Annotated in this window: 18 protein-coding genes and 2 pseudogenes; 9 read left to right on the top strand and 11 right to left on the bottom strand. The window is 44.9% G+C overall.

Translation table 11 applies throughout. The annotated features are described in order from the left end of the window. The first annotated feature begins 121 nt into the window (after positions 1-121). Together AK965_RS18975 and AK965_RS18970 are read left to right on the top strand one after the other, a co-directional pair. A complete protein-coding gene (locus AK965_RS18975) occupies positions 122-697 on the top strand; it encodes a TetR/AcrR family transcriptional regulator (RefSeq protein WP_099081075.1) in 576 nt (191 codons plus the stop codon). 1 nt (position 698) lies between these two features. Then, positions 699-1,109, top strand: a pseudogene (locus tag AK965_RS18970) (PPC domain-containing DNA-binding protein). 221 nt (positions 1,110-1,330) lie between these two features. Here AK965_RS18970 and AK965_RS18965 read toward each other — a convergent pair. The 3 genes from AK965_RS18965 to AK965_RS20520 form a co-directional block, all read right to left on the bottom strand. Then, complete coding sequence (locus AK965_RS18965) at positions 1,331-2,248, bottom strand: dienelactone hydrolase family protein (RefSeq protein WP_099081074.1); 918 nt, start codon at positions 2,246-2,248, stop codon at positions 1,331-1,333. Between the two features lie 223 nt (positions 2,249-2,471). Beyond that, positions 2,472-3,425, bottom strand: coding sequence for a glycosyl transferase family protein (locus AK965_RS18960; protein ID WP_099081073.1), 954 nt, complete (start codon positions 3,423-3,425; stop codon positions 2,472-2,474). 570 nt (positions 3,426-3,995) lie between these two features. Beyond that, entirely contained in the window at positions 3,996-4,157 is a 162-nt protein-coding gene (locus tag AK965_RS20520) for a hypothetical protein (RefSeq protein ID WP_172438197.1), read from the bottom strand. A 128-nt stretch (positions 4,158-4,285) separates the two neighbouring features. Here AK965_RS20520 and AK965_RS18950 point away from each other — a divergent pair. Continuing rightward, positions 4,286-5,004: pseudogene (locus AK965_RS18950) on the top strand (amino acid permease); the annotation flags it as partial. Between the two features lie 810 nt (positions 5,005-5,814). Further along, positions 5,815-6,153: a hypothetical protein gene (locus AK965_RS18940; RefSeq protein ID WP_099081071.1), complete on the top strand. Its 339-nt coding sequence runs from the start codon at positions 5,815-5,817 to the stop codon at positions 6,151-6,153. Between the two features lie 369 nt (positions 6,154-6,522). Here the strand turns inward: AK965_RS18940 and AK965_RS18935 are convergent, their stop codons facing one another. From AK965_RS18935 to AK965_RS18920, 4 genes are all read right to left on the bottom strand, one after another. Further along, positions 6,523-7,812, bottom strand: a complete 1,290-nt coding sequence (locus tag AK965_RS18935) for an alkaline phosphatase (RefSeq protein ID WP_099081070.1) — start codon at positions 7,810-7,812, stop codon at positions 6,523-6,525. Positions 7,813-7,979: 167 nt separating this feature from the next. Then, positions 7,980-8,909: an SRPBCC family protein gene (locus AK965_RS18930; protein WP_099081069.1), complete on the bottom strand. Its 930-nt coding sequence runs from the start codon at positions 8,907-8,909 to the stop codon at positions 7,980-7,982. A 138-nt stretch (positions 8,910-9,047) separates the two neighbouring features. Then, on the bottom strand, positions 9,048-10,301 hold the full coding sequence (locus tag AK965_RS18925) for a HAMP domain-containing sensor histidine kinase (RefSeq protein WP_099081068.1): 1,254 nt from the start codon (positions 10,299-10,301) through the stop codon (positions 9,048-9,050). Beyond that, positions 10,273-10,941, bottom strand: coding sequence for a response regulator transcription factor (locus AK965_RS18920; protein ID WP_099081067.1), 669 nt, complete (start codon positions 10,939-10,941; stop codon positions 10,273-10,275). Before AK965_RS18920 ends, AK965_RS18925 begins: the two co-directional genes overlap by 29 nt. A gap of 90 nt (positions 10,942-11,031) precedes the next feature. Between AK965_RS18920 and AK965_RS18915 the strand changes: the two genes are divergently transcribed. Together AK965_RS18915 and AK965_RS18910 are read left to right on the top strand one after the other, a co-directional pair. Further along, positions 11,032-12,303: a DUF5666 domain-containing protein gene (locus AK965_RS18915; protein WP_099081066.1), complete on the top strand. Its 1,272-nt coding sequence runs from the start codon at positions 11,032-11,034 to the stop codon at positions 12,301-12,303. Positions 12,304-12,408: 105 nt separating this feature from the next. Further along, a complete protein-coding gene (locus AK965_RS18910) occupies positions 12,409-12,759 on the top strand; it encodes a DUF5666 domain-containing protein (protein WP_099081065.1) in 351 nt (116 codons plus the stop codon). An 87-nt stretch (positions 12,760-12,846) separates the two neighbouring features. Here the strand turns inward: AK965_RS18910 and AK965_RS18905 are convergent, their stop codons facing one another. The 4 genes from AK965_RS18905 to AK965_RS18890 form a co-directional block, all read right to left on the bottom strand. Continuing rightward, complete coding sequence (locus AK965_RS18905; protein ID WP_099081064.1) at positions 12,847-13,884, bottom strand: Preprotein translocase subunit SecY; 1,038 nt, start codon at positions 13,882-13,884, stop codon at positions 12,847-12,849. A 263-nt stretch (positions 13,885-14,147) separates the two neighbouring features. Further along, positions 14,148-15,500, bottom strand: a complete 1,353-nt coding sequence (gene yegD / locus AK965_RS18900) for a molecular chaperone (protein ID WP_099081063.1) — start codon at positions 15,498-15,500, stop codon at positions 14,148-14,150. Positions 15,501-15,618: 118 nt separating this feature from the next. Continuing rightward, positions 15,619-16,230 carry a hypothetical protein gene (locus AK965_RS18895; RefSeq protein WP_099081062.1) on the bottom strand — a complete coding sequence of 204 codons (612 nt, stop codon included), beginning with the start codon at positions 16,228-16,230 and terminating at the stop codon, positions 15,619-15,621. Between the two features lie 213 nt (positions 16,231-16,443). Continuing rightward, positions 16,444-16,764, bottom strand: a complete 321-nt coding sequence (locus AK965_RS18890) for a DOPA 4,5-dioxygenase family protein (RefSeq protein ID WP_099081061.1) — start codon at positions 16,762-16,764, stop codon at positions 16,444-16,446. A gap of 533 nt (positions 16,765-17,297) precedes the next feature. Between AK965_RS18890 and pdhA the strand changes: the two genes are divergently transcribed. From pdhA to AK965_RS18875, 3 genes are read left to right on the top strand one after another with little or no spacing between them, the layout of a single operon-like run. Next, entirely contained in the window at positions 17,298-18,392 is a 1,095-nt protein-coding gene (gene pdhA / locus AK965_RS18885) for a pyruvate dehydrogenase (acetyl-transferring) E1 component subunit alpha (RefSeq protein WP_099081060.1), read from the top strand. Next, complete coding sequence (locus AK965_RS18880; protein ID WP_099081059.1) at positions 18,385-19,368, top strand: alpha-ketoacid dehydrogenase subunit beta; 984 nt, start codon at positions 18,385-18,387, stop codon at positions 19,366-19,368. Before pdhA ends, AK965_RS18880 begins: the two co-directional genes overlap by 8 nt. Beyond that, complete coding sequence (locus tag AK965_RS18875) at positions 19,365-20,507, top strand: dihydrolipoamide acetyltransferase family protein (RefSeq protein WP_172438196.1); 1,143 nt, start codon at positions 19,365-19,367, stop codon at positions 20,505-20,507. Before AK965_RS18880 ends, AK965_RS18875 begins: the two co-directional genes overlap by 4 nt. Positions 20,508-20,842: the final 335 nt, after the last annotated feature.

Raw genomic sequence — 20,842 nt, 5'->3', positions numbered from 1 at the left:
GTTCACATGAATTTGGGGTCATGCGCTAACGCGATTTTGGTTCAGTTAGAACGCCTTTAGGTTCTCTGTCCATCCCTCCAAAATAGTTCAATTACTAAAAACAGGCCCAGGTAGGTAATATATGGCAAGAAAGGCCAACTTCGATCGAGATGAAAAGCTTCTCATGGCTATGGATGTGTTTTGGCGCAAGGGCTTCGCGAACACCTCCATCTCGGATCTCACTGACGAGTTGAACATCAATCGCTTCAGTCTTTACAACACCTATGGTGATAAACAGCAGCTTTACTATGAGGCGCTCGATACGTATTTAAAAAAAGTCTCACTGCCCTCTTTAACGGATTTAGAAAATGAAGGTGCGTCACTTTCAGAATTAGAATCATTTTTGAGGGCATTTGCTAAGCTACAACGCAAACGCAGCTGTGGTTGTTTTATTCAAAATGCATTGATAGAGCACGCCGGAGAAGACGACGATGTACTACGTAAAGGCCATTACCTGTTTGACTACCTTATCGATGTCTTTTCTGATGTGTTAAAAAACGCACAGAAGGAAACCTTGATTCCGAAAACACTGAAACCAGAAGAGCTGGCTCGATTTATTCTTAACAACATGCAAGGCATGCGTGTGCTCGGAAAAGCAAAACGTTATACAGATCTAGATACAGCTCTGTCCTGCTTGCTAGTTTTGATTAGGAAATAACATGTCGATTAAAGTGATCGCGGTTCGTCTAACCAAAGGCATGGATTTAAAACAGAACCTTGAACTGCTCGTCAAAAAACATGATATCAAAGCAGGTTCGATTGCTTCTTGTGTTGGTTGAATCTCTGACCTCAAACTTCGTTTGGCTGGCGTAGAAGGTACGTTAACGAAACACGCGCCATTTGAGATTGTGTCCGTGATGGGAACGCTTACACCAGAACATCAACACGCTCATATCTCAGTGTCTGAGTAAGAAGGATGTGTTTGGGGCGGGCACTTGATGGAAGGTACTCTCGTTGATACCACGGCAGAGTTGATCATCCATTCTTATTCAGAGCTCCAGTTTACAAAAGCCATGGACGACTCGACTGGCTATACCGAGCTAGAAGTTCACTCCTTAAACCGCAAATAAAGGAAACTCCAGAGCCATATTCTTGTGATCCCTGGAGCTTTATCTAGTATTCAGTGGAAGGTAAGTCTCATTGAAAACATAAACCCGTTCCAAATCGCTCTTTATTCCTAGATTAGATAACAAACCTCATCACTTTCGACTGTCATTTTACAAGCATTCAAACAATACGCTTCATCTTCCCAAAAGGGTCACTAAACCCGATAAGTGCATCTGTACTTGGGCTAACTTTGTTCTAAATGTTCTTTAAAGAACCTTACCGTACGCTCCCAAGCGAGCGCCGCTTCTTCTGGTGCATAACGTGCCGTCGAGTCGTTATGGAAACCGTGATTGACATTCTCATACATTAACGCCTGATACTGAGCATCGGTCGCGATCAGTTGCTGCTCATAAGCAGGCCAAGTCTCGTTTACGCGTTTATCGAGTCCCGCAAAGTGAATCATCAAAGGGCCTTTTACTTGTTTCTGTAGTTCTTGCGCGGCAGGCGTTCCATAGAAAGGCACCCCAGCATCAAGCATATCAGGCATCACTGCGGCAAGCATGTTGACGATATAGCCACCAAAACAAAACCCTACCGCGCCAAACTTACCGTTGCCACTTTTATGTTGTTTAATGAAATTCGCTGCAGCGATAAAGTCTTGCTCCATCTTGGATCTGTCCAATTCTTTTTGCATTGCTCGGCCTTCATCATCGTTACCTGGGTAACCACCAAGTGGATAAAGCGCGTCAGGAGCAAATGCAATAAAACCGTCTTTACCGAGTCGTCTAGCGACATCTTTGATGTAAGGGTTTAAGCCTCGGTTTTCATGAATCACCAACACCGTTGGCGATTTTAATGTCTTCTTTTGCGGCATGACCAAATAACCACGCCCTTCTCCGTGTCCATTCGGTGACGGGAAAATTGCGTAACTGGCTTTTATTTCTGGGTCATTAAAGGAGACTTGCTCGGCAAGAGCGTAATTAGGCGTCAGCGCACCGACAAGAGTCGTCATGCTAAAGCCTAATATAGCAAGGCCGCTAAGCCTGTTGAGAAACTCACGGCGAGAGATCTTTCCATGCGCGTATTCATCGTACCAATCGAACGCTTCCTGTGGAATAGGATGAGAAGCCTTTTCACTCGAAGTGGTATGCTTTAGAACCATTATCCATGTCCTCTGTATCTACCATTATCGGATTTCAAAATCTCAATCGAGCTTAAAACGAACGCGATTGAGGCTAGAACTGCAATTCGCCCCCTCATATAAAACAAAGCGATGAAACATATCATTGGCGAGCTAGGATCTTTTACCTTCTTCAAACAATAGATAATGGATTCAGATTCAACAACTTTGCGCTGTGGGTTTTACAAGCTTTTACACTTTGGTTTTACGCATTTAAACAGTACGCCTGCCAATATGAGAATGCACGTTCAAACGATTTTTCTCTGTCATGCATTTGTGTAAACAAAACTACTGTCATAGTCGCCAGTACCGTATTCCCCATTTGATTCATGTCGGCTAAGGATGTGCCAAACGGACAACGTTTCGGCATTGGCACATCAGACAACATTTGCTCCGTCCAGTAATGCGAAGTTACGCCGCTCGTTTGGCTCAGCCATACCGTTTGGCTTACTTTGGGATTGTATTCCGATTCACCCGATTGCCCTTTGAATGAGACTACAGCGTGAGCGGTTTGACCTATTTCATATTCGACTTCAGCATGAAGTTGTTGAAACCCTGGATGGAAGCTACCACGAATACCAATCGTTGCCTGTCCAGGATTCAGCGCTCGAACCACAGTATTAATCGGCGTTCTGAGCCCATAACGATTCTTCCAACCGATCATGGTTTCAGCTTGAGGCGCAAAGGCATTAAGCGGCAAGTAAACAATGTTCTGCGTTTCTAACACACGCTTTGCTTCTTCAGCTGAGTTGGCCTTGGTAATGGCAAACGTGTCGAGGTAATCTTCAGCGTGCAAGCGTTCTGATTGACGATCGTGATAGCCGTGCATCAACACTTTATGTCCATTTTCAGCAAGGATCTTCGCCGCCAACAAATGCCAAGGCTGGCCTGCCGCTGCTCGCTTACCTGCGTAACATGGCCAGTCGATCTCTGCACCAATAGCGGGCATACGGGATTGGAATGCTTTTACAAAGCCAGCGATTTCTTGTTGAGTCTCGTTCTGTACGCGGATCAGCATCAATAACATCGCCATCTGATCGTCATCGCATTCACCGTTTAGGTATTCATCCATCACACGAAACGCTTGGTCAAAGTTAAGTGGCCTTCTACCACGTTCACCACGACCGACTGTTCTGATACATTCCAAAATGCTGCTCATATTTCCTCGTATTCCGACACTGACTGTACGGTTTCTATTAATTGTTAGCGCAGTTTGACGACTTCTTCCATCACAATCAATGCTGGGCGCACACCTTTAAGTATCATCAATAAATCCTTGAGCTCATTGAATTGTGTAACGTGAACCTGTTGCTGTGGGCTGCATCCATGAGTAATAACTTCCACAGGGAAATCGCGCGTCAAACCAGACGGATTAAACCAGTTTCTATCTGCGATGACTTTTCTAAGCCCATGCAGAATAGCCGATTACAGCGGTAATGTCCGGTATCAACTCTTAAGCAATGAAATGTTTGACCAGCTACAAGCAAAAAAAAACCTCTCCCGAAACGAGAGAGGCTACATTGCCTATAAAGCTCAAAAAAGTAATACCCTATCCGCTTAACCGCCTGCTAAGGAAAAGCGGCGCATCGAGTTAACGATGAACATAAGAATGCAAACCCGATGCCAATTTCAAACACCCTTAATTTTCAACAACCTAATAAATTCAGATCTCACTTTATATTTAGCAATGCACTGATTAAGTGCGGATTTGTATCACAGAAGTGCAGGATTAGCGGCCTAGTTGCATGACCAAGCGCAGCTCTTCATCACCGAAATAGTTTTCTTCTTCCTCCACGGCAATAAAGCCTAATGAGCAATAGAGTATGTAAGCTAGTGCATTATTTGGATCAACGGTTAATTTCACTACCGATTCCGCTCCCACTTTCGCCAACACCTGCTCCACAAGTCAACGCGCAACACCCTTGCCTCGATGTGCTGTATCTACCGATAATGAAAGGATCCATTGGGTATTATTTTCACTACTTGCTTCCATTAGAGCGTTACCCGCGACACGCGCTTCTTTCATTCTACTTGATTCCAAACTGGAGCATACCTGTACTGGAAACCCCAGATCTGTCGTCACTCGCTAGTACAATGTGGCTTGCTATTCCTGTCGTGATCTTCTCATTCAGCCATGCGGCTGCGATCTCAAGTTTCGCGAATGTTCAGCGTCGTCACTATGGTAAAAACGCAGATGTAAAATCCGAAATGATCCTACGCCGTACCAGTGTCATGTTGATAGCGTTTGTTCTACTGTTTGTCTTCTCATGCGTTCTCGCTCTTTCACCAGAGCAGCTTTCAGAGGCTAAATCGCTAAACGTATCCGTGATCTCTTATCTTGCGAACGCAACTGACAACCCGTTTATTGCGATGCTTGGCCCACTTGTCGCGTTTGTGGCGATTACGTCGTCTTTCCTAGGCCATTTTCTCGGCGCGTGCGAAAGCTTAAATGGTTTGATTACAAAGCATTCAGACATGCCGAAACAACGAGTTGATCGCCTTAGTGTGGCAATACTATTTATCTCAATTTGGATCGCTGCCATTATGAATCCAAGCATTCTCGGAATGATGGAAGCGCTATCAGGCCCAGTGATCGCCATGATTTTGTTCATTATGCCGATGCTGGCAGTCTACAAAGTGGAAGCCTCAAACAATATCGTGGAAAAGCGTCGACTTACTTTGTAATGATGACGGGTGTTGTTGCGGTAAGTGCGTTTATTTATAGCCTATTGAGCTAATTTAGTTGATGTGAGTTTGATTTTCAGGGGAATACCTTATCTCTCGATGGTAGTTCCCTGAATTTCTCTCATTTAATAAGGCATGCTTAATAGGATTCGTTCCGCTATTAGAACAGAACGAAAGCGACCGCTATCATTGCAATTGACGCGATACAAGTACGTCCAATAATACCGAAGTGGGATGGTTGAATCATTTCATTGTGCATAGGAAAACTCCATTCTTATGATAACAGCCAAATTTTTCTGGCTTACTAACACTATGTATAAAAACACTATTCTTCACAACCACAATAAGATGAAACTTTTATGACAGTAAGATGATATTTTGTATAAAGATAAAAGGTACCCGATTCAACTCCCCTTTCTTCCTTAAGTATACCCAAGTAACCTCAGGTGCTAGGTTCAGCGAGAATGGCTTGGTTTGAAGGCGAGGCAATACTTTGAAGATCTAGTGGTTTTAAATCAAAAATTGTTAACAAAGCATACGAACCAAGGCCCTTATTATCCGCAAATAGGGCCCTTTGAGAGCGTGTCACGGAAGCTCGTTCTTTGTTGAATAAATAGCATCGTCAAACAACTTGGAAAGAGCTTGCTATTACGCTGCGTTGTTTTCCTTGCTTACTTTCGGTAAACAGGCAATCAGTGACAACGCTCTGAATCCTGCATCTTGAAGTCACTTGGGTATAACACACTATCAACAACTGAAAACGTGGTTTTCCCTAATTCCACATTGACAGTTGCACGCTTCGGCTCTCAAAATGTATCCTGAAAAACGCCTACACGATATCCTAACTAAGCGTCGGAAAAAGCATGAATAAATATAAATCTCTTATTATTGCAATTGCATCACTGTTTTCTACTGCCTGCAGTAACCAGCAGGCTGCGCAACTGGGGATGAGAAGTAGCAGTGTTAATGTTTATGCACAGCAGATGAGCAGCATGCAATTGTGTGAGACGCTTTATTACAAACGTCCATCTAATCAGACGCGTGTTGCCATTGGAGCCGAGTTCAACCGTCGCGGCCTGAGTAAGCGTTGGTGTGATCAACAATATCAGCAACTTTACGTTGAAAAGATCGTCAATGAAATGCTCCTGCGAAAAGAACAAGCCAAGACAAAACCAGAGGTAACCATACAACCTGCCATATAAGACAGCGCATTGCATAAAAATCAGGAAATAGCGCTAGCTTTACTGATTTTTATATATTCATCTACCTTTCAATTATCTAGATTTCTATTTCCCTTCAATTCGTTAACGCAAAGTTAATGTCATGCGTCGGAATACAAACGTAAACAGAATATAAACGGTTTTCGTTTTCCTCTTTAACCGCTAGCTTTGTTTAGATCTGTATCAAGGAGTATCAAACAGGGTTAACAATTCCAAACAAAGACATGAGGTCAAAGATGGAAACACGCATTAATCAAAATACAAACTATTCCACTTAACTGAAAGTGTCACTCAGTGTTAAGCAGGAAAGCGTGATGCACTCAACGATACAACTCCTTTCCCTATGGCAACCTACTGGATAAATTCAATCAATTGCTTTGCAATATCGGTGTTGTTCTGAGAACCCACAAACTTTTGCGATCCTTTACCATAGGCAAAAACTTGCACATCCACCGCGGTATGACCCTTTGTCGTCCAGCCGGTATAGCTCTGCTTATTAATCACATCTTTCACTTCTTGATACAGTGCCTTGACTGGCTCTTCACTTTGCTTAGCTTGCTTCAATTGTTGGTATTGTTCGTCTGACAACCCCCAATCAACAGACTCAGACCATGCTTGTCTAATATCCGTCGATTTTGCTAAAGCCATTGCCAACGGCCATGCGGTTTGGCGTACGCCTTTGATTACCTCCGTATCCCATCGGTATTTGCCGTCAGACCCAATTGTTAAGCCGCCCGTTGAGTGATCAGCCGTCACTACCAGCAAGGTATCAGGATGCGCATCAACATACGCTTTGGCGAGTGCAATAGACTTCGCGAAATCATCCATTTCTGCCATCGCACAGGCGATATCATTAGCATGGCCACACCAATCAATTTGGCTGCCTTCAATCATGACGAAGAAACCATTATCTGTACGTTGCAACAAAGACAACGCTTTGTTCGTCATCACTTCTAAACGCGTTGGGTTCTCATCCAATGCAAATGGAAAAGCTTTATCCGCAAACAACCCCAAGGCAGGCAAGGTTTGCAAAGATGGTAGAGCTTCAAAGTCCGTTAGGTACTGGTAGCCTTGCTGCTTAAATTCTTCCGCCAAATTTCGATCTTCACGCTCAAAATAACGAACCCCACCACCTAACAATAAATCGACCGGCAAATGGCCTTTAATTTCATTGTCTAAGTAATCATCGGCAATTTCATCGTAGTTACGGCGTGATTCGTTGTGAGCGGCGAAGCTTGCAGGTGTTGCATGGTTAATTTGAGAAGTCGCGATCAATGCCGTCGTCATGCCCTGTTCTTTTGCTATTTCTAGCATGGTTTTGACTGGCTTTTTATCGCTATCCACCGCGATCGCACCATTATAACTTTTAACACCGCTGCTCAATGCTGTTGCACTGGCGGCGCTGTCAGTGACAAAAGTATCGTCATCTGGATAGGTTTTTGCCATACCAACCAAAATCGCGTCATAAACAGTGGGCTCAATTTCTTTGGTATCTGGGTTATCTTGGTAATAGCGGTACGCCGTGGTAAAAGCAGGCCCCATGCCGTCACCGATCATATAAATGATATTTTTAGGAGTATCGTCTGCGTGAGCAAAGCCAGCAAAAATGCAGGCTACAATTAAGGCGTATTTCGTTTTCATATCTCATCCATGACATAACGCGATGTTGCCATTGAGGCATTCATCATTCTGTATACCTAATACTATCATGCAGTTAGGATGAAAAGGGATGTTAGTTAATATTTTTACAACGAGTATAACCAAGTGACCTCGAGATGTTTGGTTCCGCGACAATGACTTTGGGGTAATCATCTTCGAAAGAGTATCACCTCAGTACGAAGCTTCGCTTTCTCCGTGTCGTTAGGATTATTCAGGTAACGCTCAATACCAAGCGGTTTACTCTTCACCTTAATACCGTCATACCGTGTAAGGCTCATCGCCATCGACCAAGCATTGCCCAAAAACACATATTCTCCTTGATGCTCTACCACAAAGGTATCGCAGGCCGGGATAGTACCAGTCACAACGTCACCGATTGCACTGGTTCCTTCTTCAACAGGTAAGCAAGTAATAAACTCGAAGTAGCCTCGCTTCATATCCATTGATAAGTAGAAACTGAACAGCTCACCTGTCACTCGCACATTATTTTGTTCGACGAGTTCATATAAGCGCGCGACATTCTCTTGCATTATTGGGCCAATTTCTTGAGTGACTCCAGCCCCAGATAATCCAATGTAATTGATTTCTCCTTGCTTTCGACTCCCTATTTCGATGAGTTCTGACAGCACTTTTCCAGTTTCCAACTGACTTTTGAGCATACGCAACCCTCGGTCATAATCCATTTCCACCATCGATTTAAACATGCCTCTCAAGAAGAACAAGAACCAAGGAACACGCGACTGCATTCGCCATTCAACAAGACAGCCTTTATTTAACGGTGTCACGAGAAACGTCACTTTTGCTTGGCTTTTAAAAGGACGAAAGAAATGCAGCTCCATATCCAGTCGATGAGCCTGAGTGCTTTCAAGCACAATAGCTCCGGTACCGATACGTGTACCATTCCACTGGAACCCTGACCCAACTCGCCCTTGTTCAGGGCTGTAAGTGAGATCGCAGTTGGGTTCGAGTATGAGCCAAGGGGACCACTCAGGCCAACTCTTGAAATCCTTTATATAATTAATGATTTCAACCTGAGTTTTATCGATTTCAATGCCTCTACTGACCTGATACGAAAGCATAGTCACTCCTTGCGTTTTTTCTTTCACTTACTTAGTCTAATTCAAATCTTAATTTTTTATTCTTTCACTCAGGGTTAGAACAAAAAAGCCAGAGGACAGGCTCTGGCTTTGGGTAATAGACGAAGTAAAATGAGATGGCTATCGGTTTTGCAATGAAATGAAATCAACTTGTGCGGAGAACCTAACGCCATCATCAGCAAGGTCAAATTGCCAGTTCATACGTTCACAAATTCGTTCAACAATAACCAGCCCACATCCATAACCTGCATTGTAAGTCTCATTACCATCATGGCGATTAACAATCGTTAACTTCGTACCATCCAGCTCGATTTGGATATCACCGATACTGTAGCTAAACGCATTCTTAATCAGGTTATTGATGACGATCGTTACAAAGCTTTCTGGCGCATGTACTTGTCCACTATTCAGTTCAACCAGTTGATACGACGAGTCCTGTTTTGCAAACAAAGGCGACAGTTCTTCAAGCTGCGCATTGAGGCAAGCTATCAGCGCGTGATCACCAAAATGCTGCGACTCAACGCTCTCTTTACCCAAAAGAAGAAAGGCTTCTGTGAGCACTCGCATTTCTTCGCACGCCAACTGCATTCGCGCAATGGCCTTCTGCGCAACTCTTGGTTGTTCCGGTATGCGACTTAAAATATCCGTCGAACCTTGGATGACCATAATTGGTGTGCGTAACTCATGAGAAGCAAATCGACTGAATTCTTGCTCACGACGGAAAAAACCAGCAATGTCACTTTTGCTATCCAACAATGTTTGCTCAATATGGCGCGTTTCACTGAATTTCGTATCCACCTCAAACGCTGGGCGATCTGGTGGCATTTGGCCAATTTTTTGTTCAATTTGAGACAGCGGACGCGATAGGCTGCGCACCATGTAAATGCTGTAACCCATAATGAAAAATAAGAACACGCCACCAAGAAGAAACGTCAGTTGATGCAGAGAACTTTCATATTCATCCAAGTAATCATCTGAGTCATCATGAAAAACGATATACATAAGCCCTTTACCTGATGGATGTTCAAGCACCACAAAGTGCTTATCCTCATCGCCTAAAAGGTACTCGTAAAAACCTGGCGCTTTAAAGGCCAGTAGCCAACTAGGCGTCGGCGCCTCACTCCAGTAAGAGTCAAACTCAAGCACATTCGGCAAAGGTGCGCCCCAGCCCAGTTTTTGGAAATTATCCTCATACAGTGCTGCTTCAGTATCGAGCCAGTGATGTAAGCTAAGAATTTCTAATTTGTTCTCTGCCACATAAATCAGCGACCAAAATAACGTAAACATCACAAATGTCATAAAGCCGAAGCCCCAACGTATTTTGCGATAAATACTTGGGTATTGGCTATGCTTTGAGTCGGTAACCTTGTCCATGAATGGTCTCTAATCTGGAATCGTCAAAACCTTTATCTAGTGCTGTTCGTAGGCCATAAATGTGGCTACGTAGCGCATCACTACCTGGGGGCTCATCTCCCCATACACTCTCTATCACTTCATTGCGAGAAACCGTTGCGGGTGCACGCTTAATCAACAGTTTTAGGATTTTGGTTTGAATGCGGCTGAGCTTAATTGCCTTGCCCATGCGCGTTACTTGATCGGTACGGGCATCAAGGTGGATATCAGCAAATTTCAGTGTACCGATATCTTGTCTCGGCCCACGGTTCGCTAACGCATGCACTCGTAAACTCAACTCCTGCATGGCAAATGGCTTCATCAGGTAGTCATCTCCACCCGCATGAAATGCCGCTACCTTGTCGTCCAAAGTATCTTTCGCGGTTAAGAATAAGATTGGGGTACCACAAAGGTGATCTTGGCGAAGTTTCTGTACGGTGCTGATACCGTCTAACTTCGGCATCATGATGTCCATTATGATCACATCATAATGATTTTCTTGAACTAAATTTAGCGCTGCTTCTCCATGATAAGCGCAATCAATCGTCATTCCCTCGAGCTCTAGATAGTCCGCAATGGTTTCGGAAACATTGTGGTTATCATCAACAATCAAAATTTTCATAGGGCTCACGTTTCTTCACGATCACTTCACGATACAAAACATAAGATACAACCAAATTAATAAATAAGCTTTCAAATTTAGGTCGATATCATGAAAAAACTATTACTTGTCTCTGCTGTAGGTCTTGCGTTGTCTGGTTGTGGCGGCGGTTCTGGTGGTGGCAATGGTGACAACAATGGTGGTTCAGTGACGCCACCTGTAACCGAACCAACTGTTGCGTCAGTGACTGGTTCTATTGAGGACGTTAATGGAAACGAAATTACCGTAAACGGGCTCAAGTTCACTGTTTCAAATGTGAAGTTTAACAACATCGAATTGGAAAAATTTACTTTCACTGATGCTATGAAAAACATGGTAGTTCGAGTTGACACTGCGCAGAAAATCAATACAGCAACAGTTACACTAGAACCGACAATGGCAGGGAGAATCAACTTTATTGATGAAGATAAAGGAATATTCTCTATCAACGGTATTCAACTCGTATACTCTGATTTAAAAACTTCTGGTATTGATGATGGAAGCTGGGTTTTAGTTTCTTCTTTACCAACAGCAAATGCCGGTTACAAGGTTCTTTCCGTTGTTGAGATTGATGTAGAACATGAGTATCCGGGACTAGCAAATCACTATGAAATTGAAGGTCGAATTGCACAAATGAACGCAAACGAAGCGATGTTTGTGCTTGGCTCAAACATAAACGTTGACTACAGCAACGCAGCCCTGCCTCATGCTGGCTTGAAAGTGGGACAATGGGTAGAGGTTGAAGGCCACAGCTCAGGTGACCACTTCGTCGCAACGGAAGTTGAGTTAGACGGCTATGACATTGATGATGCATTTGATGACAGTGATATCGAAGGTATTGTCACTTCAGTTGAGGACTTGCATACAAGTACGCCAAGCTTCACTCTAAACTACCGTGGCTCATTCGTGACTGATTCATCAACGTGTTACCGCTTAGATGATAGTTACCGCTGTGATGCGAACCTAAAGAGTAAACTAAAACAAGGCGTGGAAGTTGAAGTAACATCTAAGTTTGTATCAGATCAGCGTATTGCGTCTATCATCGAATTTGAACAACCAGATTGGGATGACAACCAAGGCAACTGGCAAGGTAAAGAATTTGAATGTGAAGGTCGAGTTTCTAACGCCATTTACAGCGCAGATACTAATGAACTAGTATCGTTCACAGTTTCTCATTGTGAAAATAACGCAGAACAAATTATTGCAGACAATGAAGTGATCATCGATGCACAAACTCGCTTTGAAAATATCGATAAGATGAACATCAACGATGCATGGGTTGAAGTGGAAGGCATCATCATCAATGACCAAAACGTTGCTCGCGAAGTTGAACTAGAAGACTAACCCCTTATCAAAGCACCATACACGTGGTGCTTTTTCGTTTGTGCGTATTCCCCTTTTCTCTACTATTCTCACTCAAATACGTATAACCAAATGAGGGATTAAGCAATGCGTAAAATAACACTGCCACTGATTATGCTTTTTGGTGTTTGTGCTTCAGCAAGTAGTTTCGCGGATTCACATGCCGTGGATTCACATGCCGCCGATTCGCATGAAAGATTACTAAAGTTTGGTTGTACAGGCTTAGTGAACAGTTACGACGCTTCAACTCGTAGTTTTGTGCTCTCCTGCCAAGCCGAGCATGTGCCAGACTTTCAAACAAAAACAGTGATGATTGATGACAATACTCAAATTACTGGTATCCAAGAATCTAACCTAGCAGGTGCCACTGTCGAAGTTGAAGGCGTGGTTGTTCACGGTAAAAACTTAGCAAAAGAAATTGAACTTGGTGGCGACTAAGCTGGATGACGTCCACCCATATTCAGGATAAAAAAAAGAGCATCGCTTTATGAAGAGATGCTCTTTTTGGTATTGATTGATTCGAAATTAAGCCGTTCCCGATCCAATCCAATGGTAATGATGATTGGCTTTTTTACCGACAAGTCCCAGCTCGCTGAGTTTTTCAAAGACCTTGTCTACCTCTTCTGCTGACAATCTAAATTGCTTAGAGACTGCCTTCTTCGTACAGGTAATTTGACGCTCCCCTAGCGCCTCACTCACTTGTTCTATCAACGTTTTGGACTCTTCAGGTTCCGTTGGTTGTGCCGCATCAACCTGCTCGTCCTCTTTGATATGAGGAAGGTAACCCGCCGGTTCTGGTTCGATATCTCGAACATTCGCGAGCGTGACGCCACCGTAGCGATGAAAGAATTGACGGAAGCGCTGCTCCTCACCAATCAAGCCCACGAAGAACGCAGCAAAGAAGTCCAATAATATTGACAGGAACACAACCAACCCCAATTGCGCTTGCGAAGACGTTGTGCCGAACGCCTTTGCCAAGCTATCAATGAGTCCAATAACGGAACCTTGTGCAACTGGTGGCAAGCTATCTCGCTCCATTGCTAAACGTTGTTGCTCTTCACGTAGCTTCTTATTTTGTTCTTGAATACGCGTTACACCAGTGGCAATTCGCTCCATCTCAATGTACTTCTGCGCCGCCATATTATTAAGCTCAATCTGATTGTCGATTGACGTAATTTGACGGTTGTACCCTTCGACTTTTGCTTGCTCAGCAGAGATATGACTTTGTGCCGTATTGGTTGCACTGTTAATGCCACCAATACTCCCCCCAATCGAAATCGCTGCCAGTACCAAATAAAATACTAACGCGGTAAGTGCGCCTGTGTAATTTCGGTGTGCACGACGCTCACCGTATTCATACCAAGCGTAAAACTTACCAGCTTCAAATATGATGGCTAGACCACCAAATAACGCCTGCATCATCGGGTTTTCATCGATAGACAAAAACAGTAAAAGAGAAAAAATTGTCGATGCTAAAATCGCAGCCCCTGTGAATGCATAGACACTCACCATAGCAAATCGACCTTTAGGATATCGATATCCGATCTGTTGTTCGTATTTCATTTTTGGAATTTCTTAATTATCCGTGAAACCCTGATAAAACGGAGCTTCAGGCAATGATAAAGGTGCGAGAGAATACCGCATCCTCGACGAGATTACTGTCATATTTCCGTTAACGACAAGCAACTGAAGATTAGATAGTCACTTTGAACTCATATCCCACAAAACTAGCACGTAAAACCACCACCACAACTATCGATATGACGAGCTAGCAACACGCAAACATGACGATTGTCGAACAACCTACTCTCTGAATTAGGGTATTGCTATTTGAAGCACACCTCGGCCCAACGAGCCAACCCTGCGGTGACTGAGCCAAAGTAGTTGCCACTCACCACGGGTATATTCGGTAAGACCGTTTGCACAGCATCACGAAGAATTGGTGAGCGCGCTGAACCACCGGTCATAAAGATAGCATCAGGTTTTACGCCTGCTTGCTCGACTGCCTCTGTCACTAATGCGGTCATTTTATTCTTAGGTGATTCAATCGCCTCTATCATTTCATCACGCAGTACATCGACCTCAATCAATTCAGAAAGAAGATTGATGCCTGCACGGTAAGAAGGTTGATCTGAAAGCGCGACCTTGGCCTCCTCCGCTCGACGTACAATGTTATAGCCAAGAGACTCGTGGTACACCTCCAGAAGACGCGCGAGTTTCTCTGGTTCTTGCGCTTGTTTTTGCAACAACTTTAATGCGGCAAGGTTTTCACGAGAATAAAAATCACTTTGTGCTTCTACATTGTTGATCGCGATTGGATTCCAAAACTGAGTCGTTGGCATCAGAATGCCCGACTCCATCTTACTTTCCATGCCGAATGGGAACATCAATTGTTTAAATGCTAATGCAATATCCAGATCGTTACCTCCGACGCGCTGGCCGCTATGCGCTAGCAAACTTGCCGTTCTGTCAGCTTTACCACGCCAAGACGGCCCCATTTGAATCAATGAGCAGTCAGTGGTACCACCACCAATATCGACAACCAAAATGGTTTTATCTTCCGTCAGCGTTGCTTCGTATTCTAAACCTGCAGCAACTGGCTCAAATTGAAATTCTACATTTTGAAAACCCGCACGCTTTGCCGCTCTCAGTAGAATGCCTTCCGCTTGAATGTTGGCCGCTTCACCGCCGCGACCGTGGAAGTTGATCGGACGACCGATTACCGCATCGGTAATGATTTGCTGTGCATCATGTTCAGCTTGCGACTTGATGTTATCCATCATGGCGCAAACGAGATCCTCAAAGAAGCTCAGTTGAACATCACGCAGACCTGACGCCCCCAAAAACGACTTGGGTGACTTCACGTAATAGATATCACGCGGGTCTTCCAAGTAGCGTTCTAACGCGGCTTGACCAAACACCATATCTTCAGGCTCAAGTTCAATGCTCTCTTCACGGTTGAAGTTGATGGCGCGGCGCAGGACTTGCTCGCCTACCTGATCAAAAGGTTTGATGCTGCGATGACGAAACAGATGCTCAGATACCGATTCACGAGTTGGTGCCGCTAAAGTGGAAGGAATGTAAGGGCTACTCCCTTCAAGGTTTAGCAACTGAGGCTCACCTTGTGCCATTTTTGCTACCGAACAGTTTGCGGTGCCATAGTCAAAACCGATATACATAAGTCCTCCCACTGACGGAAAAAAGGTCGGCAATGCTAACTCAACATCAATGGAATTTCTATACCCAAATAACCTCAAGATGCTTGGGTATACAGTAACAAAACAGAATGCGTGGTGTTTATTCTTTCTTCATGGATGGCACAACCACGGCAATCAAGAGAGCAAGTAGCAAGAACACTGGCGTTAGTTTCAGTCCTTGCCAAATAGAATAATCATCATGGAATAACCAAAAAATCCCAATCGTAAGTAAGTAGGAAAAGTAACAGCAAAACACCAAACTTATCGCAACAAAACGAGTTCGATTGATCACTAATACACGAACTAAATATTGGCTGAAGATACCGGCACAGTGTACCGCGAATTGCCAATTTATAATAAAACATGCCAATGCGACAAACCCTGCCACTAGTAAGGTATCATGGGTATTGAGAATAAAATAACTGCCAAATCGACTCATAATGATCGGGTAGTCACCTTCGTAAACTATCGACCAAGAGATCGCATTTGCCGCAGCGACGAAATTAGCGAAATACGCAATGGCGTAAAAGGTAGTTTGTGAGCTGAATGGTCGAAATACTTCAGAGCAATAGCCTCGCCACTCTTCTTGGTTGGTAGTAGGCCCAACCCAATTGCGTTTTTTGCTTGGCATGCGCTCAGAAAAAGCAGGGCCGTTACGAAACAGCAGCCAAAAAATGGTCAGCGCCAATGCCACTAAGAGTATTGCTAACATACCCACCCCCTTCAGAAATGTCCTTTCCACTGCCAATGGCGTTGGGGTCGTAAACTGCACTTCCCTAGATTATCGTGCTTAATCTCGTTTTAATGCACTGTTAAACATCAAATAATATTTTTTTCTCTTTGTTAAGGTTTAGCACACGATGGAAGGAGTTGCTGAATCTGGGTAGGACAAACAGGCGGGAATATCATCGCCTACCCAATAAATCTAAGCCTCGAGCTTTTCCTCAAAAACACCGAGCTCGCGGCCAAGCCAAATCGCGCGCTCAGTATGGTCAAGCAGCTCTTCATTACTCACAGGGTGGATGAGGGCAGAGAAAACCCCGCGATGGTTATCTAACCAAGCAACAAATTCTTCGCTCAGCGATTCTAAGTGCATTTCGAACATGGGCATTTTATGCGGGCCAACTAATTTGCATACAAGTGGGAATACGTGCAACACATCTTCGCGCTCTCTGCGAATAATGTCATTTAAAGCCTGCGCTTCTTCCTTTCGTTGCAACGGAAAATAAACGTGAATGTGATACATAACTTCTCCATGATATTCTCAGGGTATGCTCCCTTTAATGAGTCGCTACACTACCTCTATCTCCTAATGACTTCAAGAAGCAGGCTGTCTCACTGCCTCGTAACGCTTCGATTTGAGTAGGCAATTTTGTTGCAACATTCCTGTCAAACTCAGTGATTCCATTCAATTTAGAAAACGTATAACGCTAAAAACCAGTGCATTAGCCTACCAACTCACGGTGTAAGCAAAACTTTACTGTTGGGCTCAGCCCGGATTAAAGCATAAATTAACATTTTGTTTACACTTACTGTATCTGGTTATACCAAGAATCATTACTGGATTAGGCGGTGTAAACAGCAGTAATAAGTAACGCATTGCGTTTTCCAAAGCACAAGTTCGTTAAACGCAGCATTGGTATAAGTGCGTACTATTAGAACACTAACCCTAGGTATAGCCTTTTGCGCTGATATCAATGCTTGAGTACTCATATTGGCTTTGATTTAACAATGAGCAGCTGCAGTCCAAAAGACCCGCAGCGTCAAAAGGAGCTTGAGATGAACGTTCAGGCATTACCCATGCATCGGTTTATCGACCATGATGGGAATCTCGTTAGCCAACTACCCAATTGGGCTGACTTAAAAACCTTGGTCGGGTTCTATCAAGATATGGTATTAACTCGCACCTACGATAACAAAGCCGTTGCCTTGCAACGCACTGGTAAACTGGGCACCTACCCTTCGCACCTCGGCTCAGAAGCCATTGGGATTGCGGTGGGCAGAGCACTAAAAACCAGCGATGTGTTTATCCCTTATTATCGCGACATGCCTGCATTGTGGTGTCGTGGCATCGGTATGGAAAAAAACCTACAATACTGGGGAGGTGATGAGCGAGGCAGTGTTTTTACCCCAGAAGGTAGCCCGATACCTAGCCGAGATTTACCTTTCTGCGTTCCTATCGCAACACAGTGCACCCATGCTGTCGGAGTCGCTTCAGCATTGAAGATCCACGGTAATCACGACGCTGCTTTAGTCATGTGTGGTGACGGTGCGACTTCCAAAGGCGACTTTCTTGAATCCATTAACTGTGCTGGTATCTGGAATATTCCATTGGTGTTTATGGTGAACAATAACCAATGGGCAATATCCGTCCCGCGTAGTTTGCAATGCGCCGCTGAGTTTTTATCAGAAAAAGCCAAAGGGGCTGGTATACCCGGTATTACTGTCGATGGTAACGATGTTGTTGCCGTATTCGATGCGACAATGAATGCCCTCGACCGAGCCAGAAAAGGCAAAGGTGCGACGCTTATTGAAGCGATCAGCTACCGTTTAAGCGACCACACTACAGCAGACGACGCTACTCGCTATCGTAACGAGGATGAAGTCCAAACCGCATGGCAATACGAACCAGTTCGTCGCCTCAAAGTCTTCCTCACTAACCAAGGCGCTTGGAACAACGAGCAAGAGCAACAGTGGCAAGAGCACTGTAAAGAGCAAGTTGAACTTGCGGTCGAACGCTATCTCAAGATGCCAAATCAGGCACCAGAAACGGGCTTTGATTTCCTTTACGAATCTCTTCCACAAGAGCTTCACGCGCAAAGGGATGAACTGATCAACAAAGCAATGCGTATGCAGGGAGGAAAACATGGCTGAACTCACGTTAGTTGAAGCGGTGAACCTCGCGCTGCATCATGAAATGGAACGCGACCCTCATGTAGTCGTCCTCGGTGAAGACGTAGGTGATAACGGCGGTGTATTCCGTGCGACCGTTGGGCTAAAACAAAAATACGGCCTTAAACGTGTTATCGACACCCCCCTTGCCGAAGCCCTAATTGGTGGCGTAACGGTCGGTATGGCAACGCAAGGATTACGCCCTATTGCAGAATTCCAGTTCCAAGGCTTTGTCTTCCCCGCATTGGAGCATTTGATGTGTCACGCCGCGCGAATACGTAACCGAACTCGAGGACGACTCACCTGCCCTGCGGTGTTCCGTGCGCCGTTTGGTGGTGGGATCCACGCGCCAGAGCATCATTCAGAAAGTGTCGAAGCACTGTTCGCCCACACCGCTGGTTTCAAGGTGGTGATTCCGTCTTCTCCTCAACGTGCATACGGGCTACTGCTTGCCGCGATTCGTAGCAATGATCCGGTGATGTTCTTCGAACCGAAACGCATCTATCGCACCGTAAAATCGCAAGTAATTGATAACGGCGAAGCGTTACCTCTGGATACTTGCTTTACCTTACGCAAAGGTCGCGACATCACATTAGTGACTTGGGGCGCGTGCGTGGTGGAATCACTACAAGCGTCTCAAACACTATCAAATCAAGGTATTGAAGTGGAAGTGATTGATTTGGCCAGCATCAAACCGATTGATACCGCGACCATCTTCCGCTCATTAGAGAAAACAGGACGCCTGCTTGTGGTGCACGAAGCGAGTAAAACCTGCGGTGTCGGCGCTGAGCTTTTAGCTCAAACCGCTGAGCATGCGATGTGCTTGCTTAAAGCGCCACCAAAACGCGTCACTGGCATGGATACCATTATGTCGTACTACCGCAACGAAGATTACTACATGATTCAAGAGGAAGACATTGTGCTGGCCGCACGCGAACTCGTGGAGGATTGGAAATGAAGACGTTTAATTTACCTGATCTCGGCGAGGGTCTCGCTGAATCAGAAATCGTAAAATGGCACATTGATGTTGGCGATATGGTCCAACTCGACCAAGTTGTACTCACCGTAGAAACCGCCAAAGCGACCGTTGATGTGCCTGCCCCATACAGCGGCAGAATTGTGAGTCGTCACGGGGAAGAAGGCGACATAATTAACATTGGTGCTCTGCTTCTGGAAATCGATGAAACCGGCGCAGAACAAACAGTCTCCGAGCAAAAACAAACTGCTGATGCAGCAACTGTGGTGGGTAATGTATCCCAACATGCGCACAGCGTGAATGTGGATGACTTCTGGATTGGCGGCGAACATAACCCATCACCAGACAACCTGATCACCGCTCTTCCCTCTGCTCGCTTACTAGCTAAGAAACTGGGCGTAGATCTTGCCATGGTCACAGGCAGTGGGCCTGATGGCTTGATTGTCGATTCCGATATCTACGACGAAGCTGGCAAACAACGCCCAGGGACCGAAGTGCTGAAAGGTGCACGCCGGACGATGGTTTCGACCATGGCGGAATCTCATCAAAACGTCGCGGCCGTTACCATCACCGAAGAAGCCGTGTTAGATGGCTGGAAAGAAGGTGAAGATATCAGTATCCGTTTGGTACAAGCCATCGTTCATGCTTGTCAGGAAGAGCCCGCCATGAATGCCTGGTTTGACGCAGAAACCATGACGCGCTGTGTCCACTGTACTGTCAACATTGGTATTGCCGTAGACAGCCGACACGGTTTGTACGTGCCTGTTCTTCGACACGCTGATGAGTATGAGCCACAAGAGGTACGCCGTTGGCTAGACCAAACGGTACAAGGTATTCGTGGCAGAAAAATTGGCCGCGAGCAGTTGCAACATGCGACTATTACGCTTTCAAACTTTGGCGCAATTGCAGGCATTTACGCAACACCCGTAGTCACGCCTCCACAAGTCGCGATTGTGGGTGCAGGTCGAATCATTGAGAAAGTGGTGATTCGAGATGGACATGCCGTAGCGGTTAAGGCGATACCACTGTCGATTACCTTTGACCACCGCGCATGTACCGGTGGTGAGGCTGCGAGGTTTACTAAAGTACTAGCTGCGCACTTGAGAAAGCCGAGTTCCTAGCGAATGATCACCAGTAATCAGCAAGGGCTTCCAGTTGGAAGCCCTTTTATTGTGAGGGTTACTTTCGCGTTAAAGAGAGATTACCCACTCACTCATTCTTCGCTATAGGGAATAACGCGGTTAGGTTTGTACTCGCTGAAAAGAATCTTAAGACTCTGATTATTTGAAAAACTTATAGCGCATCATTCCAGCAAGCCTAAGCGCGACTAGGAATCTGAGGGCAAAGTGCACTGAAGGGCTTTCATAGCAATGAACCCGCAGCGCATTTTGATAACAGATTCTGAATCACGCTCGTTCCTCGCTGTTCAGAATGACGACTTAAAGTAGTGAGCAGG

The sequence above is a fragment of the Vibrio sp. PID17_43 genome (assembly GCF_002608565.1).
In the GTDB taxonomy this organism is placed as follows: domain Bacteria; phylum Pseudomonadota; class Gammaproteobacteria; order Enterobacterales; family Vibrionaceae; genus Vibrio.
This window is presented reverse-complemented; position numbering and strand designations above follow the sequence as displayed.